Source organism: Flavobacterium cheonhonense (assembly GCF_035671315.1).
Classification (GTDB): Bacteria; Bacteroidota; Bacteroidia; order Flavobacteriales; family Flavobacteriaceae; genus Flavobacterium; species Flavobacterium cheonhonense.
Genome location: NZ_JAXAVY010000010.1, coordinates 1 through 19417 on the forward strand (window position 1 = coordinate 1; position 19417 = coordinate 19417).

Annotated in this window: 7 protein-coding genes; 1 reads left to right on the forward strand and 6 read right to left on the reverse strand. The window is 33.1% G+C overall.

The features are described from left to right. From SK086_RS13380 to SK086_RS13405, 6 genes are all read right to left on the reverse strand, one after another. Positions 1-9640 (reverse strand): DUF6443 domain-containing protein (locus SK086_RS13380; RefSeq protein ID WP_324692303.1); only part of this gene is annotated, 9640 nt, incomplete at its 3' end. Positions 9641-9651: 11 nt separating this feature from the next. Next, positions 9652-10374 carry a hypothetical protein gene (locus SK086_RS13385; RefSeq protein ID WP_324692304.1) on the reverse strand — a complete coding sequence of 241 codons (723 nt, stop codon included), beginning with the start codon at positions 10372-10374 and terminating at the stop codon, positions 9652-9654. Continuing rightward, the gene (locus SK086_RS13390; RefSeq protein ID WP_324692305.1) at positions 10367-10909 is read right to left on the reverse strand and encodes a hypothetical protein; all 543 of its coding nucleotides are present in this window, start codon (positions 10907-10909) and stop codon (positions 10367-10369) included. The genes SK086_RS13385 and SK086_RS13390 overlap by 8 nt, the downstream gene beginning before the upstream one ends. A gap of 4 nt (positions 10910-10913) precedes the next feature. Next, positions 10914-16955, reverse strand: a complete 6042-nt coding sequence (locus SK086_RS13395) for a hypothetical protein (RefSeq protein ID WP_324692306.1) — start codon at positions 16953-16955, stop codon at positions 10914-10916. A 2-nt stretch (positions 16956-16957) separates the two neighbouring features. Further along, the gene (locus tag SK086_RS13400) at positions 16958-17515 is read right to left on the reverse strand and encodes a hypothetical protein (RefSeq protein ID WP_324692307.1); all 558 of its coding nucleotides are present in this window, start codon (positions 17513-17515) and stop codon (positions 16958-16960) included. 25 nt (positions 17516-17540) lie between these two features. Further along, the gene (locus SK086_RS13405) at positions 17541-18032 is read right to left on the reverse strand and encodes an OmpH family outer membrane protein (RefSeq protein WP_324692308.1); all 492 of its coding nucleotides are present in this window, start codon (positions 18030-18032) and stop codon (positions 17541-17543) included. A 540-nt stretch (positions 18033-18572) separates the two neighbouring features. On the opposite strand from SK086_RS13405, the gene SK086_RS13410 reads away from it, so the two are divergent. Then, positions 18573-19417: hypothetical protein (locus SK086_RS13410; RefSeq protein ID WP_324692309.1), on the forward strand; the 845-nt coding region annotated here is incomplete at its 3' end.

The following is a 19417-nucleotide window of genomic DNA, read 5'->3' on the forward strand; positions in this document are numbered from 1 at the left end:
TATACCCTTCCGTGTCAGCTAAAAACAGTGCTGAATTATCAATTGGAGTTATTGGAGCTGTATAAGCATAAAAATTATCCAAACTAAAAATCAACTGTCTGCCATCAGCATTATTAACCGTTAAAGAGAGTAAATACTCAGCGCTTTGCATAGGTGTAAAAGCTCCGGAGACCATTCCACTTGCCGGTACTATTGTACTCCAAATAACATTCTCTTTGTTAGTCAAATCCCTAACTTCAAAATACAAAGATTTGTCAACAGGGAAATCTTTTATTTTTCTCACGTTCATATTAAACATTACTGTCTGCTCCCCTTCAAGTTTAATCTTTTTAGAGATCCCTACAAACGATGCCGAATCGTTAACAAAAATTTCTGCCTCACGCTCTTTGTTTATATAAACTTTCGAAGCGTTCAAAGGTTCCCAACCATCTAATTCTTCATTGTCAAAATTATTAACAAAGATACTACGAACCCTTCTATGAACAATTTTTCTATCATTAATCACACTTAAAACATTCCCTAAATGATTAGAGAGTTCATAACGCTTATCACCAACAAGTCTCTCGTAATTTCCATCTCCGGTACCGGAATATCCATATTGCTGTAAACCCAAACGGGAACTACCATAAATATGATGCTCACTCAACCTATATTCAACAGCTCTCCTTTCTTCCTCTTTTGATGCTTCAAGATTTACATCCGAATTAAACAAATTATTAGGCGCTAAAGTATAGACGGCCATAGTATTACCCTGAGCATCTCTGGTGTAATGAGTGGTGGTAGTACCTCTTCTTCCTGCTGAAACTTTTTTAGCAACCCTATTTCCTAACCCGTCATAAATAAAATTAATGAACATTCCACCCTCATACTTGTTGATACTCTTAACCTTACCATCAACCCTCCATTGTATCTCAGTTATCTTTTCCGCCTTATCACTAATCAACTGACCTATCTGATCGTATTTATAATTATTCATTTCCGGATTTTCAAGATCCCCTTCTTGGTCATCTACATCCTGATCAAAGTTCGGAGAAAAATCCGGATTATCATCAACATAAGCCAACTTGTTTGTTCCACCCTCATACTTGTAATCAAAACTATCCATTGGAGTCAATTGTTCCGAATTCGGATCATCAGGATTCAATAGCTTTGGTGCAACGGAATTTAAAGTTTTTAAGTTGCCGTTTTTATCATATGTATAGGACGAGGCATAACTTTCTTGTGGTGTAAAAGTATTACCCGATTGCCTACCGTTAAATGTAGTCATATTAAAAATTCTATTCAATTGATCATACTTGTAAAGATTGATTTGTGTAGGTAAAATCTCTTCATTTAAACCACGAACAGAAGTAATCATTCTTTTAATGTTTCCGTTATACAAACTTCCATTAGAAAAAGCTTGTGGATTACTATTAGAAATAAAATAAGTACCTGGCGAAGTTTGATGTCTAGCAGTATAGTCACCATCAAAATAAGATAACGAGTAGCCAAAAGCATCTTTAGACACATAGCTACCATCTCTGCCCATATCTTTATCGTTTGTAGATAAATTTTCAGAATTCACTGTCTTGAGCCACCCCTGTAAAGTATAGGCATAATCCGTACCTTGAACCATTTTATCGCCTGTGATTACCCTAGCCAAAGGACCATGATCGTAATATTCATATCTGGCATCTTTCTCCCAAATTAAACCTTCTCGTGAAGTTTCAACTGAAGTAATTCTGTTATCGGCATCGTAATTATACTTATGAATAAACTGGTCTTGTTTACTTCCTTTTTGATAAATAACTTTATTTACATTGCCGCTGATAACATCATATTCATAGTTGACTCTTTTAATAACACCCTCGGGTTCAGAAGCAACATACATGGTTGTCGGGCTGATTTTTTGAACCATTTCGTCAACATTTCCATGGATATCATAATTATAAAAAATAGCTGTTTCAAAATCCTCTAATGGCGTTGTCGAGTCAGTATTTGGATAAGTTAAAATTGCTGTAACTCTATTCCTAACATTCCTATGGGTTTGAGGTGATAAAAAATTATTCGGATCAAATGGCGCATATGAACTGTAAAGTGTTTTTGTCACCTCTACTTGAAAATTAGATACATTATAAGGATAGTTATCCCCTAGTGCATCAACTCCAACCCAGTTTCCAGAGGTATTGTAAATCAATTTACCACTATCATCAATTCTAATATTAACATTTGATCTAAATTGTCCTGCCTCAATAATTCTACCCAATCCGTCATACCGTGTATAGGAAAAATCCTTTCTAGCTCTTGAAACCGCAATCCTGATATTATTGAGCTGATTATTCTCATTTGGCAAATAGAAATTAGCATAAAGTCTTGCTTTAGGATCTAAATCATTAACCTGTGCGATCAAAACCCCATTTTGATACATATAAATAAAACCGTCCTCTCTCTCAATTCTAAAAACATCACCAACAGCAATTGTTCTTCTTTCCTCATCTTTAATCCTTGAAGCTTTTACTTGATAGGTACCATCTTCATTATGATAAAATCCAAAATCAACCTTACCATCTCCTGTAGTCTCCTTGTAGCTGAATCCAAAAACAACACCATTTAGAGTTTTACCAAGTTTTGTGTTATCAACTAATACGGTATGTTCAGCAAAACCATTCTCTGCAATTGCATCACCGGCAAATCCATAAGTCTCTCTGTAATCACCTCTTTTCCCGATATTAAAAACCACTCCGTTACCGGTCTTAATAAGTGGTCCTGATATTAATACAGGATTTAACGTCGACCACATATTCAGCTGTTTACTATTTTGCGAAGCAACAATTCTTCCTAATAAATCATACGCGAATCTCGTTTCTCCACCATCTGGGGTAGACTGCCAAACCAATTGGTTGAGCGAATTATATCTGTATTGGGTCTTAAAACTGTCTGATGGTAATAAAGACGTGTTTTCCAATTGTGGATTATAAAATCTGTGATTGTTGATATCAGTGTTCAGTGAGGCATCTAAAGTTACCACCCCTTCTGGGGCAACAGTCTGAATAAGATTACCAGCTTGATCATAATAATACAACGTATACTGGTATTCCTTATCTGTATAGGTTAGATTAAAATTCTCAACAACTGTAGCTAAAGCATCTTCTAAATATTTCTTTTTAAAAGCCTCTTTCTTATTAGTCAAGTATGCTTGATAATTTTCAGAATTATAAACAGCAGCAACACTAACAGAGAATTCTTCACAAGCCGTATTTTCAGGCAGAGGAACATCAATCCCCTCTGAAGGGTACATTGGTTTTGGTGGGCATATCCCAGGATTTGCAATTAAATAATTGGTAACAAATTGATGCCAAGTATCTTTTTCACCTTCTGTGGGTAAGTTTAAATAATTGTCATAAGCCAAAATTACTTGTTGATAGTTAGAATAACCATAGTTAAGTGATGAAGCCCCAAAACTTCCCAAAGAAATATAATTAGGATGTGAAACACTGTTAACTCCCAAAATGGTTAAATATTGATAATAGCCCTCTACTAAATACTGCAGATTTTGAGAACAAAAATAATCTTCCTTATCTTCATATTGTAGAGCCACTTCACTAGTAGGTCCAAAAATAGTACTCATATAATTCATAAAGTTCTCATAAGCCAAATCACAACTAACTGGCGTTGGCACTTGAGGAATACAATTACAAGTATTACTGGCTACACTTGAAGAGCTAAAATTAACCATTCGCTTAGTTTGATCGGCAACTGTTCTACAAAGATTACAGTCATCTATAAACTCACATAATGGTTGCTCAAACAAACACAATGTAGTGCTGTTCACTTTTTTAACCCTAATTAAAATCTCAGTCAGAATCTCAAATTCAGTACTATCTGTATATGTACCTCTAATGATCACAGGTGTTGTTGTTGCATTAGCTAGTGGTTCTGTTAACTCAATGCTGTTTATCGATGCTACAATACCATCCAACCAAAAAGAAGCAGTAACAGGAAACTCAAACTGCATGTATTCAAAATTATTCGAGGTCGAAGTATCAGCGGTCCTCCATCTTATGACTCTTGGTAAATTAGCTGAGAATTTAGAATATGAAAAGATCAGATTGTTGATATTAAATACATTCGTATTACCGATGCTTGACTGACAAAAATTATTAATAGAGAAATTATTAATTGCCCGAAGTTGCATTTCATAATTAGCATAAAACGACAAATTCTCTGGCAAATTAGAACTTCCTGAATTAAGATTAATAGTGGGAGCTCCAACAATTGCATTCATTAACGCTCTGAACTCTTGTTCAAAGATTGTTTTGTCATCATTTACAAAACAACCGGGATCACAAACATCGCCAAAACCATCACCATCTGTGTCTATCTGATTGGCATTTGGTACTGTTTTACAATTATCACAAACATCACCAACACCATCAGAGTCAGTATCTTGATTTAAATTATTTATTACATTAGGACATAAATCACATGCATCACCTATGTTATCAGAATCCCCGGTATTCTCCTGATACGGATTATAAATCAAGGGACAATTATCCAATTCATTCACAATACCATCACAATCTACATCGGACAAATTATTGCAATCAGGACAGTCAGAAACACCATCATTATTAGAATCATTTCTATTATCACAAAAATCACAACCACTGATGTTAAAAGCACCATCATCACCAAGTCCATCACCATCAAAATCATATTCACCACAAGGCGAACAACAACTAAAATACATTAGTGGTTTTTTCAAAGGATTTGAGGAAAATCGATGGATAAAGCCGTTAAAAACAGTTGACCCAAAATTAATAGTAATTCTATGAACTCCTTCAACATCATCAGTATTTCCGATACTTAAACCTAAAACATTTCCGGAATAAACGGTATAGCCACTTTGTGCTGCCTTATATATAATAACACCTGTATCAATTAATGAACCTGACCGTTTAACGGTTAGTTTAAATTTTGTTGGTCCTGAAGCATCCATACCTATTACTTGCCATCTGGCAATATGGGCAACGGTAGAAACCCCAAAATATTCTTTAAGAAAAGGGGATAAAGTAACCGGAACGGGATTAGTTGAATAAAAGTTATTAGAAACAGAAACCAATCCTTGAATCAATGTCTTAAGGTCGTTAGCAAATAACTCCTTTTTATCACAAGAGCTACTTTCAGTTGGCTCCAAAACAATAGGATTACCTGAAACCGGTTGGCCTACAGAGCAAGTCAACACAACTTTAGTTATACCTTCAAAAACTCTTTCAACATTACCATTACTGGTTGCTATTTTTACTAAAACTTTAAACTTGTAATCTGCAGTAGAATTATCATATTCATCAAAAGTCAAATCAGACATCTCAATGATTTTCCATGCGCCGCTGTTAGCATATGTATTCCATGAAAAACTGGTATTAAAATTATCAGAAGGAATTATCAGTCTAATTGACTTTAATTGATTACCATTCTGATTAAAGTTTATATCCAATACTTTATTACTGGATCCTATTGTTCCCGATACATTCAATGATTGGTTATAATTACCTCCCATTTCACTAAGAAGATTTTGGGTAATATAATTAATATTGGGCTGCGGCGATGGAGTATTCCCCTTGTAAACCGGTATAAAACTTGATTGCTTGACTGATTTATCTAAAAAAAGCTCCAAATCACGAACCATTGGACAAATTCCGGTTTGACTGTAAATGTAAGATTCAGCTTGACCAGAAGATGCATTCGAACCATTGGTTGCAATGTTTTCCTGCATTATAAATCTTTTCGACTTGGTCAACAAATTGTTACTATTAGACGAACAAACATTGGGAACTGGTAATTGAGAGGAAGCTATCAATGAATTGATATAGCTGGTTTCGTTAGTGAAGCGTGATGAAATTGTAGAAGTAATATTCGACAATATTGCTCCATTACTATTTCCAATACAATCATTGTATGCGCCATTTCTGGCAGCATGAACATTAATCATTACATCCTTAATTTTTTGCTTTAAACCAATGTAGGCTGCCATGTAATTATACCAAAATCTATTTTTTTCATCAGTATCAAAACTGGTAGAGTTAACTCTATTGATAATTTCATTAAACTCAGCTGTTGGATTAGAGGCAAAACTAGGCAAATCACTTAAACACTGCGCTTGTCCAACTCCAATACCGGTACATTTAATCAATTCATAAACATGTCTGGCAATTGTTACATTTTGTTCACCAATACCATTTGTATAGCCTAATTGATCATTACTAGAATAATTACAACTGGTGCAAGAACTTTTTTTCAAAGCTTGTTGCATCATAGCTTGCTTGACCTTGAGAAAATCTTGCTTAAAATTTGGTGATGCTGTATTTTCAACAAAAATACCTCCTGAAGTTGTTGTTACATCGCCGTCTAATTTATGCACTAATTGAAAAAAAGGATCATTGTCATAAAGCGTATTCACATTAGTAAAAAAACCTGCATCGAAAGCCTCTTGGAAGGTTTCTGCTCTTCCTAACATCATATCAAAACCGTCAGAATTAACAATATAACTTTCATTACCAACTGTATCATCTAGGTTAAAGTTAACAGTTTTGGTATAATCAGAATCACAATAAGCTAACTGATATCGCAAATAATGAAACTCAGGATGGTATTTAATGAGTGATAGAGCCCAAGTCTGATTGGATAGAGCTAATTCAATAAAATCACTGAGATTTTTTAATTGTTGAGGCTCTACTTTATAGTTGCCCAAAGCATCCTGAAATGGAGTAACATTAGGTAATACTTCTGGAGTAAATCCACCATTTTCATTAGGAGTAACACTAACATAATCTATTTGACCGCTTTCATCAAAGTAATGATTTAAATCAGAAGCAGGTATCGAAAAATTATCTTTGTTAAAATATCTAGGGTTTCTCCAATTATTGGAATTAATAGCACTATTTTGAGGAACAGCAAGACCAGCCACAGGAGAATAAATTTTGTTGGCTATTGTTTCATTGTATATAGACAACGGTAAATCATCAATATCAACAGGATTTGGATTCTCTATTAAATTACCATAACTATCCACTGTAGTTTGTCTGTCTGCATATTGTCCGTTAGGCATAACATCTGCAATAATTTGAGCAAGTAAAGCGCTACAAGCTGTAGAAGTAGTTGGAGCATTTGTAGAGGATATGCCAGAACCCTCACACGGTCTGTTGCATTCCGCTCTCAAAAGTGTCCACTCACGCTCATATCGTTCTGTTAATAAAGAAAGTAAGGTATTGTAATCATTTGTTCCGGGTGTGTAGGCTTCTAATTCAGCATTATTATCCAACATTTCTTGAACATAAGCATTCATACCGGTATAAAGAGTACCGTTATTGTATTGTAATTGTTCGTAATAATCTTGACAATCTTGACAACTGGTAAAACAACCGGACGAGGTGGCTGAAACTGGTTGTTCTGGAAATATACAACCATTGGCAATACCTTTCTTTATGTAATCTTCAGCAAACAATTCAAGAGCAGAAGAATCAATAACTAAATGCTTTTTAACACTATAGTTACCCTCATTGTTAGGCTCAAAAGTAAAATTATGATTAATTAAATTGGGGTTGGTAATTGAGGTTACATTGCCATTATCATCAGTAGTATAACTTCCATAGGTAAATTCAATCGGGTTTTGCCCTTCCAATTGAGTTATACCGCAATCATCTTTTACATCAATTTTAACTTTATAAACAAAGGGATACTCTACTTGAAAATTAGGATTATTGTCACATCCAAAACTAAAAACATTATCATTTTTTATGCGATATGCAAAATTATATTGAGTATTTTTTGCAGTGAAAACTTTCTGAGCATCATACCTAAGACCATCATAATTATTTCCATAAAAACCGGTCTTAAATTTGATATTATTGTCAAAATTTGTATCAGGAGCATCAGTTGATAGCTTACTGAGTAAATCCTCGTTCAATTCAGAACGAATAGCATTAGGATCATTTAAACTTTCCAAAACATCAGGATTTGGGTTATCAGCTGCTAAAGCAGTTGCAATTGTTTTACCCTTAGGATCAATATAACTTACACTCAACTGACCGTTAGAGTCCATAACTGAATTCTTTTTATAAAAAGAAGCATTTCCTACATGATAACCGAACAATCTATTCAATTCTTCTGAGGATGGTACAGAATAAAAGTATTTTAATTCTTTGCCATTACCAAGTTGATGTTGCTCACCAACCCCCCCTTTGCGTTTTACTCTTCCTGTATTATCATTTGTAAATTCTACTTGTGAAAAAGGATAACCAAATGCATTTGGAACATAGTCTTGATAATTAAATTCTAGCTCTGAAAGATTAGAGTAGTACTTACTAGCTCCAAAATTAGTTGACATTTTAGTGGTTTCAAATGTACATTCTCCATCTACTAATGGCACAAAGTCTTGATAAGAATATATCTGATCTAATCCCTCTCTCCTATTAAAATTTGGAAAAAACTGTAATGCTGAACTCTCAACAGGAGTAGGCAATACTTCTACAGTAGCCCTTCCCTCATGATCGTAGATAACCTCGCCTACTATGGCTTTATTGTTAGTGTTTGATTTAGTAACAGTTTGCCTGTTTCTCAGAGAGCCATCAAAATACGAAACAACTTCTTTCTTTTTACCATGCTCTGCAAAAGATGAATTAAACTGCCAATTTAACTTACTTCTATGTCCACCAAGCTCGATATAAGTCCAATCAGACAAATTAATGGTTGTACCGGATACAGACCATGCTCCATACTTATTGCGTTTTACAATCTCATCCAAGGACATCGTTGATGTTGATGAGCTTGGAACAGTATGCCTTCCAACTGCACGCACCCTGTATACTAAATATCCTCTATCATAGATATTCGAAATGGAATAATTGGGAAAAATCGAAGTAATCCTAGTGCTATTATGTTCAAAATCTTTTTGAGAAAAAGGTATTTGTGATGCACCAATAACTTGGTTCAAATCAGCACCACTATAGTTGTCAATCCAAGTCCATTCTAACTCATACTCCTCAGCCTCATATACATTTCCCCAACTAAAATCAATAGTATTATTGGTTACATTTTCAATTGCAGTTAAACCATTAATAATACCATTAGGCAATTGATAATACCTTTCGGATTCAAAATAAGCTGTTAATTTTAAGTTTGATGGGAAAGTAGTTAATGGTAACTCCGTCTCCATATTCACAATATCAACACTCATTATGGTAAAAATAGCACCTCTAGCATTTGAATCTTGCACCAAATGTTTATCTAAATCAACAAAAACTCCAAACCCTCCGTAATGATTACTCTCTACACTTAGAACAGTTTCATATGAGGTTCCTAAAGAACCGTCAGACAACCTTGGTTGTACTTTGACAGTCATACTCCCACGATACCAATAAAAGGGAGCTACAAAATCATCAACTTTCAACTCCAAAAAAACTTTATTTGACAAAGAAACATAATTTGTTGAATAGAGCTCAGGATCAGTTATCTCAAACGTAGAACCAATAGAATTTGATATTTGTCCACTCAAAACAAATGGTGTCTGTATGTTTATATCTTTAGAAAAACATACTGAATTAAAGGATAAAAATCCTATTACAGTAATAATAAATTTAATGAAATTGATATGTTTTTTCATACTTGATGGATTTAATCAACAATGGTATATGATGCATACTTTTTGGAGGGATAAATTTTTCCTCCCTTTACTTTTATGTAACTACTTTTATCAAAACAATTTTTATCCTCTACTTTGTTTTTAAAATTTGAAAAACTTACAACTAACCTAGGCATTTCATAATTTGGAACACCCTTAACTATCCTAGTCTTATATTTTGTTAAATAAAATAAATCTTGTCTTTCAATTTGATAATTGGATTTCTTCAAATACAACACAACTTTACTAAATGGAACCATTGAAATTTTACCGGTCTCCAGAGTACATATCCATTGGCTTTGATTTTCAGTTAGCTTAACTATTGTAAAATACTGTAGGTAATTCTTGAAGTCTTTAATTGTTGACATTTCATTAGAGGAAGTGTTATATCTAAAAACTTTAATCCTTTTATTTTTATTATCTATTTTAATAAGGGACTTACCAATCCCAATCATCTCAGTTGTAGCTATTCGATTATAAACATTGTCATCCTGTTTGATTGTTACCCCTGTATACTCCTCTTTAATCTCATTGGAAGTATGATTAACATACAATCTGTATCTTGAGTCTAATGAATATGCTTTAGTATTGTTATAAAATGCCTCAGACTTATTTAAAATATTAATTATCCTATCCTTTTCACTTATTTGAGCCTCTACTATATTGTAAAATAAAAGCAAAAAAAGTACTGCTAATTTAATATACCCTTTACTCATCTTTCTTAGTGCTTGATCTTGTTTCCTTAATCGTAAAAACACCTCTTTCGGTCTCCTTCTTTATTCTAACCAAGCCTCCTTCATTATCATACTCATAATAAGTAGCATAATTATTTTCATCTAACTCAGCCATCAATCTTTGAGTATCAGGATCATAAACGTAAGTCTTCATACTGGCATCTGCAGGCTGAAGTCTCATATCGTCATAATGTATCATTTGTCCTTGAACTGCGTTTAGTTCAATATCCATTACATAAGAACCAATAGGGATTAAAAACTCACCTTCAATTTTTTGCCAACCATCAATTATTTTTCCGGTGGCATCAAAAACATATGTAGCAAGTGTTGCCGACGCTGTCCTGCACTTTATAATAACTTTTGCATTCTCAAAGGTTACCACATCAGTATTTTGCTCACTTGCCCAACAACTTATTAGATATTTCTTTCCAGGAATTGGAATCAACGAAATATCATTCTGAGCAAAAACATTTAAATATTGCAGAAAAAAGCAAACAATCAAAAAACTCTTTTTCATAGTATTAAAAATTTGCGGTACATGAACTATTGTTAATGTAACCTTGTTGACTTGCGGTTTGACCACTTGAGTTCATAAATCTGAGTCTAGTATCAATAGTGTAAAAATTACTTTCGCAATCATAAACTTTAATCTTAACCCTTTTAAACTCATCTGACCAGAGGTTATATGTAGTGTAATACAAAGAGAGTGTTGTATAACCCTGGGGATCTTGATAAGTATAAAATGTCTCAAAACCACCAGGACAAAGATTTTCAATAGGATTAACACCTCGAAGCCCATCTGGATTATAAAACTTAAATTCCAAATAATAAATGCGTGAAGATATGGATCCTGAAGTACTATATGTATTATAACTTAAACCAAACGAGGTAGGATTATAGAGGGTTAGAGTGTTATTATTAAAAGTACTCAAATTTATACCACATGGTCCCGGAGTTGGACAATTACAGTTAGGTTCATACCAACCTGATGGGCAATTAGGACAAGGGGTTGGTTGTACACAATTCACTAAACTTTGCACTTTGGTAGGTGTTTGTAAATTGATGGATGTCGTAGGAACATTGTTTGGATTTTTTGTTATAGCTACACTCCTCTTTCCGCTATGGGATTTAATGGTAGATACCCAAGAGTAATAATCACCACCAATACTAAATCTATTTCGGTACCCCCAAGAAGTGCCGGGACCAAAATTATGATCTTCAAATCCTTCAAAACCAATTTCTCTATGTTGTGCATTGCTTGCTAAAGCCATTGGTTTCGTGTAGATATAATTATATTGTGCACTACTGTATCTACCCAAAGCATCAACGTTCTCTAATTCAGCACCATATGGACTAAATTTTGTAACCTCTCCAGCATTAGTCCACTTATCATTATTGCTTTTAATCCATTTCTTATTACTGTCTAAACTGTAATAAGGAAGATATGAACCATAAAATCCATTATTCCTAATATTGGTTGAATTAGTATTTGCAAAGGCTCCTTTCCTTCCTGTAAGGAATTTTAAAGTTTTAGATAATCGCCAATTTCCTTTATGATTATACAAATATGGATTAAAATCTAAGATAGTTGGAAAAGTTATCTGTTCAGCAGTAATAGCTAATGGCGTTTGATTTGGATTAACATTAGGGTAAATCTTCATATTTAACTCTCTTTGAGGTTCCCAAAAATCTTTAAACTCAACAGCTGTTGAATTAAGAATTCTTGGATTTGATTCTCCAGCATTACCCATGTAAGTAGGATTTATTAATTGACCGCTTGCTATTGGATTAGCCATTAATTGTACACTAGCCATAGAAACCATTTGATTATTACGATAACCGGAACGAATTATTCTAAAAGTGTAGTTAATCCCCTCATTACCACACTTATCAATATAATTTCCTCCACTGTCCATTAAAAGGACTCCTGTTTTATTTGCATTAAAACCAAAAACCCAAACCTTTTTCTCAGATCCATTGTGCCTGATATAAAGTTCATCTCCGAGTTGAAAAACGGAGCTTAAATCTTGTAAGTAACCTTCTAATTTAAAATACGGATTTGGAGCTTGTTGAGTACCTCCAGTTGGTGCTAATAATCTTCCTTTGATATCAATATTCCTACTGCTCATACCCATCCGGTCATAATGCCAATAGGCAGGGTAAGATAAATTATAATAACTGTCACCAAACTCATTGTCTGTGTTAGTCAATATTACCTGACCGGTCATAGCATCCCATGCCATATTACGTGTCGATACTGAAGAACCTAAATCAAAAACCTTTTTCTCTTTCAAAATTCCGGTTCTATGTATAACTTTTGTTGTTACAGCTGATCGAAATGTTTGAGAATGGGATTCATTATCAAAAAAAGCTGTACCTACATAAAGTATCCAAAAGAAAAAAGGTGTAATTATTGGAATAACTTCTAAATTACCATTAACCCCTACAGTCGAGGAATAATTGTAATTATATCTCAAGTCATTAACTAAATCAAACTCTACACCGATAGGTCTCTGAGTAACTTTACCCTCATGATCAATAACAGTAACAGTATTATCTAGTTGAGTTGGGTCATTATTTTCAACATAGTACTCATATGATTCATAAGATATCAAATTTCCATTGTTATCTTTTACTTCTCGCTTTTTAACCTTACCATTCATGTCATTAGTCTCAATCTGAAAACCTTGGGTCAAAGTGAGTTCATTTTTAACCTCAATATTTAATCCAAGCATTCCAAGTAATATGTTAGGTAAAGCTGCTTCTTCATTACTGTAGTTAAATTTACTTCCATCAAGATTTGTAAAATCAGTCTTTGTTGGAAAATCGTATGATGTGTAATGAGTAGTAACAACTTCACCTGATCTTGTTTTACGTACTTCTCCCGTTGAATCATCATCGTCATCAGCACTGGTGATATTTTTCACAGAAACCCTGCTGTAAGTAATAGCTGGTCTTGGGAAAAAAGATGCTCCAAAAGGCTTTTCAGTATAGGTCTGGGCAGATAACTTTTCAGCATCGTTATAAAATGGTTCTACAAAAGGATTTTCTTTTGAAATATTGGGTTCAAAAGTAGCTACTCCACTAGATTTTCCGTCTTCAAGCAAATAAGTATACTCTTGACCATATTTTTTCTGATACCTACTTAAATCTCCAGCAACTTCATTAGGATCCAACATATTTTCCCATCCATCATAAACCTCAACAGACTTAACCCTTAAGCCTCCTCCTAATTTCACTCCTGTAGGTTCATTCAATCTAACCCATGATTTAGTAGGGTCAAATTGTTTAGCTCTTCCCATCATTTTCAATCTTCCGTTAGGGCCAATGAATATCTCTACTAAAGGCTCTAATCCATTCATAATGGCAATACCCAAATCAACTGGATTTGGCACTCCTTCATCAAGCTGTGGTAAATTATAAATCTGTCGATGCAAATGTTGCCTTCCAAAAAACCAACCTGCAACAGTAATTGGATTTGTTGCATTACCACTAGTCCCTTCTCTGCTTACCTTCTTCATAGGTAAATACAAATTCTGTTGAGACTCACTGTATTTAATATCTTCATTTTTATCAAGTTCAAAATAACCGGTAACATGGTCACTTTTGGAATCTGTCATGTTCATGAAAAAATCAAAAAAGATAGGCTTTCCTTTTAACCCATCTGTATATCGCTTAATAGTTTCTGATGGTGTGGCCCCCGGATGATCAACATGAATCACTACATATTTTGCATCATATCCATCTCCATAAAGTGATGACCTAATTTGACTTTCGAAATTTTCTGTCACACCAAGAACCTTGAACATTTGCATTGCTCTTTTATTCTGAACATATTGGTAGTCATCTGATTCATACTTAACCTTTATCAAACCGCCGGAAGGTAACTCAATCTCACTCAATGTCCAGGATGAGGCAAACTCATTTTGTAATTCATGATCATCTTGTTGTACAAAAGGAAACTCTTGAATACTTAAATCCTGGCAATTCCCAGGTGTTGGTAAAGCCTTATAGGTCCCCCATATGTCATAATTTTTCGGATTATATGGTTTGTTATTAGAGTAGTTAAATTTATATGGGGTATATTTACCCATATTAGAATTTTCGTATGTGAAGTAAACTTTCTTTAAGGTTAACTTACCTCTCTCAGAATTAATATCCTGATCCCCAAAAATTTGTGGTTGCCCTGAATTATTATCAATCCCGGGACACAAAGAATAGTCGTACTCGAAATGAGCGGTCTTTATTGGTTTTACGTTATCATTCTCATAAAAAACAACTCCTGGCTTTTTAGCATATAGTCGTATGGACTTCAAAAAATAAGTTTTACAATTATTATCCAAAAGACCATTTTTATCTATTACACCATATCCATCTCTTCTTTCTACCAAATCAAATAAAGCAACATGAGTTTTAGTTTCAATCCTTTTAACATATTTTACCTCCTTAACACCATATAGGTAACTTGCCTTCTGATCTTTAGAATGTGATTTAAAACCCTCATTATAAGAAGCTTCATACTTCTGCTTACCAAAAGGCACTCTCCATTTATAATTGTTATTGTAGCCAAGATCGTTGCCGGTAGTGTAGGTAAATTTGGTGTAGTTTCCTAAATCACTATCACTAGGACCATTCCCATCAATATCCTGATAGTCACTGGAAAGAATAGATGTAATCAAATAGGTGTGGGCATATTGTTTAGTTTTAACACTGTTGAAATATCTATCAATTCCAGCTGTATTGTTTATAGAATTATCACCATTATTATAAATAACAGTACCTCTTTCGCAATTAATGTTTTGACTATTAGTTGCAAATGACACTTCATTCTTTTCAATGTTATATGCGGTTTCTCCAAATACAGTTTTATTACCATTCTCGTCTGTTATCAAAAAACCTGCTATATGATGATCAAGAGCATTAGAATTGATATTTACAAACTTGTTATTTAAATTATAATCTAAAGCTTCTTTTTTCGTTAATTTCTGAATCACCTTATTACGCTGCTCTCTTTTGGCTCTTCGAAGATCTGAGGTGGAAAAAGATGACATATTAGTTAGAGAAGAATTATATCCTCCTGTAATTGTTTTCTTAGCATACTTATTCATTAGTACATCTGTGCTCAAACTAAGTGTAACTGGTGAATTACCCCCAAAATTTTGGTTTAATAATCGAGATTGCTCTTCATCAACATGTTGCTCACCTACCATTTTGTAATAAACTTTTTCATAATCAATATTACTAGGTGATTTTTCTTTTAAATAAGGCGTAGCAATACTACCCCATAGACTAGTATAGTTAACCCCCGATGTATATTTGATACTAGCTCCATAATGTACCCCCCAACCAGCTTCAATTTCTCCTGATAAACTTGTACTAGATGAGTTATCCGACACATAAGGATCGTAAACATAACCGGCTTGACTTCTGTAAGGTCTTATCTGACCACTAAGTCCCTGACTCTGTATAGATAATAAATCATAGGTATAATTCGTAACAGGCAATACATTTGTTGACTTTGATACTGTTGAAAGTTCATTCTCACGATTAAAATCCAAAATATCTGATTTACCAGCCAATTCTGTATTTTCATAACCATAAGCCTTTTCAATTTTAAACTTATCCTTTATGGTTTGTATAGTAGCAGAGGCTGTGAGGCTTCCTTCACCTTGTACACCAAAAAAACTCCCTCCAACAGAAAATGAGAATGTATATTGATTGTTTTGAAATGCAATTCTTTTAGTTGGAGTAAATGTTGTGACACTGAAAGACTTACCAAAATTTATATTTCCCATTGTTTTATTGTTTATGGGATTTGTACCTGAAAAAGGAGTTGTCGTTGATAAATTAAAACTTTGCAGTCCCTGTCTCGAGTTATAGCTCAATCCTCCACCAACAGTAGGATTAAATGACAAACTCTTTTTATCTGTCATCATAGCTAATGGGTTAAGAGAGACACTCGGACTCACAGAAGCTCCCATTTCATCTGAGGTCGAAAGTTGAAGACCAAGAGAAACGTTTTTACCCAAATTAAAAGAAGCACCCAAAGTTGGATTGGCTGCAAGACCGGTGTAGTTGTTGTATCGCACCTCCAATCCGGCACCTATTCTTATAGTGTTATCAAGAAAACCCCATGCCTGTGGATTGATGTAAGGTGTAATTGAAACTGTTACATTTGGTTTGAGATTATTTTGAGTTTCTATTTCGTCTCCTTTAAAATCATCTGGAATCCCTCTAACATCGCGATTAATCTGACCTACATTTAAATTCCAACCAAGTCCAACCCAAGATGCCTCTTGATCCATTGAAACACCGGCATTATAGGCAAGATTAATAGGATATCCTCCTACATCCATGATGGGAATGTTATAATTAAAGTCACCACTCGCTAAATCAACCATGTCAGAAGTACCAATAGGGGTGAAAGAATTAAACTCAGGTTGTGATGGTCCTTCGGTCAAAGCATATGCTCTCATTGGCTGTGTCACCTCTATGAACATCATTAAAGATAAATAGTAAATAAAAAACTTAGTAACTTTACTTTTTCTAATGGTCTTAAACATATCTAAAGGTTTATTATTGGTTCTTTGAATCTAAATTTGAGTGTACCCTTGTTAAAGAGATAATCTTTATATACTAATTGTATTTTTTCGTTTGGAGAAATCCCTGAGAAGAATAACATCAACTTATGATTAGGGGTAGATTTAAAATCTCGCTCAAACAAAACACCTTCGCATGTTACTGTATCATTTTTTGAGGTAACTAGATAAAAGTCTTTTGCTATTGTGAAAGAAAGATATTCAACAGAGTTTTGATATTCCATCCCCGTGAACTTTTCTTGTAACAAATCTTCCTCGGAGTCTTCCACAAAATTGAACTCAATAACTCTCTCCGTTTTATTCAATTCATACAGAGAATCTACTTTAATCAAATCCTGACCATTTTGGTTATTTTTCAACAAATAGTAAACTATAGGCACTTCAGTAGCAGTAAAATTTATTTCATCAACTTCTTGAGTTTGAGTTTTTGATTTCCAACCATTATTTTGGAGATTAAAATACCTATACCGTATTTCTGAGTCATCAACATAATCATCATCTTGTCTATTGAAACATGATGTCATAACAAGAAAAAAAATAAAAAAACAACTACTCAAACCCCTCATATCTTTTATTTATGTAACTTAATAATGAGAACGTAACATCAATCTTCTTTCCTGTTGAAACAATATTACCCTTATTGTTGATGTCCAAAATGAAATCATAACCTTTAACCTTTGCATAGTCATTAGAGTACAATGACAACCTTTGCCATATTTGTGCAGAATTTTGTTCTACAAATTTTTTTTCAAAATCTTCAATCTCAATTTTTTTTTCTATGAAGACTCTCATGAGGTCAGACCTCATAGTTTCATTCTTAGTTCCCTGCAACAGTACCTGAATTGAATCTAACTTTTTTTTTCGTATTGCTATTTCGTTCTGACCTGTTTTCTGAAGTTCAATAGCCATTTTAAATTCTTTAAACAACTTTTGACTATCAACATAAACTAAAGAGACTTTTTCAGTTTTTTTAAAAACTAAAAAAGTAATAAATGAAGAAAAGACTATCAAAAAGAAATAAGAAAAAATCCTTTTTTGCATACTTTATTTAATATTTTTCCATAAAGCTAAAAAAATAATTCTTACAAAAAAAAACCAAAATTTACAGTAAAATATTTTTTTTTGATTTGAACAAATATTCTAATCATTAAAAAAAGCAGTAATACTTTTGAAAAGAAAAAGACATAAAAACCTTATTTTCAAATAATTAAAATATATTTTTTTAGTTTTTCAAATATTTTTCATTGATACCTGATAGTAAATGATTTAGTTAAAAACACTCACATTAAAAAAATGTAAATTATTTTTAAAATCGACAAAAAGACATATTTAATCGATAAAATGACTTTTAAATTAGCTGAAAAGACAAAAAAAATCGTTAATCGATTATATGATTTGAGCGTTTAAGAATACCTATTTTAGAAATATCAGAGAAAAAAAGAAAGCTTTTAGAAAAAGTGAACTCATTATCATATTTTGTAATAGTGTAATAATCTTTCAATAAATTTTAAAATACTTGTCTTTAAATTCCTTAATAATGAGAGAATTATTATACATTTACAAAACAAAACTATTTTCAATATGATGAAAAAATACTTTTTATTAATCATACTGCTAAATTCATTTACAATTCTGGGGCAAAATGAACTTATTTTTTTTAAGTCTAATCATAGTGTACCTAAACTATCTGAAATTTTCAAATCCTATGAAATTCTTACAATAAGTGATAACATTACAAATCTTGGTAATGGACAAGAATTAAAAATCAATTTCAATCAGGAATATAAATTCATATTGAAGGAAAATAAATTAGTTACCGAAGATCATTTGGTAGCCATAAAAAGTGAGGATAAAATTGATTATAAATCACTGGAAGAATTAAATTTTGATGGGAAATATTTTTTCAATCAAAATGCAAATGCTCAATCACAACTTGCTATTTCCTTTTTTGATAACCAATACACCATATATGTGAAAAGTAATGGTAACGAATTTTATATCGAACCCTTGAATAAATATGTTCATGATGCAGCAAAAAATAGTTATGTATACTATGAGGTAAAAAATATCAAAAACTATTCAGACCCTCTTTGTGACATTACCATGGATGAGAAAAATGGTTACAGTAATAAAGTTTTTGAGGAAGCACTTCCTAACAATGATTGTAAAGTTGTAAGACTAAATTATTGTATAGATTATTCTTTGTACGCAGCCATGGGCTCAATAAACGCTACTATAAACAAAACCTTTGAAACCTTAAACTTAACTCAATTAGATTACTCTGTTGCTAATAGCCTTGCTTTTGATGTTAATTTCAAAGTTCTCAGACACTACATAATTACATGCAACAACTGTAACTATTGGCCAACAACCGACAGTCTCACAATCAATAGTTCATACTTTAGAGTTTTTGAATATTACAGCCT

Excerpts from the sequence above, each read along its gene's own strand:
- SK086_RS13400 (WP_324692307.1), bottom strand. The coding sequence starts at position 17,515 with ATGACATCATGTTTCAATAGACAAGATGATGATTATGTTGATGACTCA.
- SK086_RS13390 (WP_324692305.1), bottom strand. The coding sequence starts at position 10,909 with ATGAAAAAGAGTTTTTTGATTGTTTGCTTTTTTCTGCAATATTTAAAT.
- SK086_RS13405 (WP_324692308.1), bottom strand. The coding sequence starts at position 18,032 with ATGCAAAAAAGGATTTTTTCTTATTTCTTTTTGATAGTCTTTTCTTCA.
- SK086_RS13385 (WP_324692304.1), bottom strand. The coding sequence starts at position 10,374 with ATGAGTAAAGGGTATATTAAATTAGCAGTACTTTTTTTGCTTTTATTT.
- SK086_RS13395 (WP_324692306.1), bottom strand. The coding sequence starts at position 16,955 with ATGTTTAAGACCATTAGAAAAAGTAAAGTTACTAAGTTTTTTATTTAC.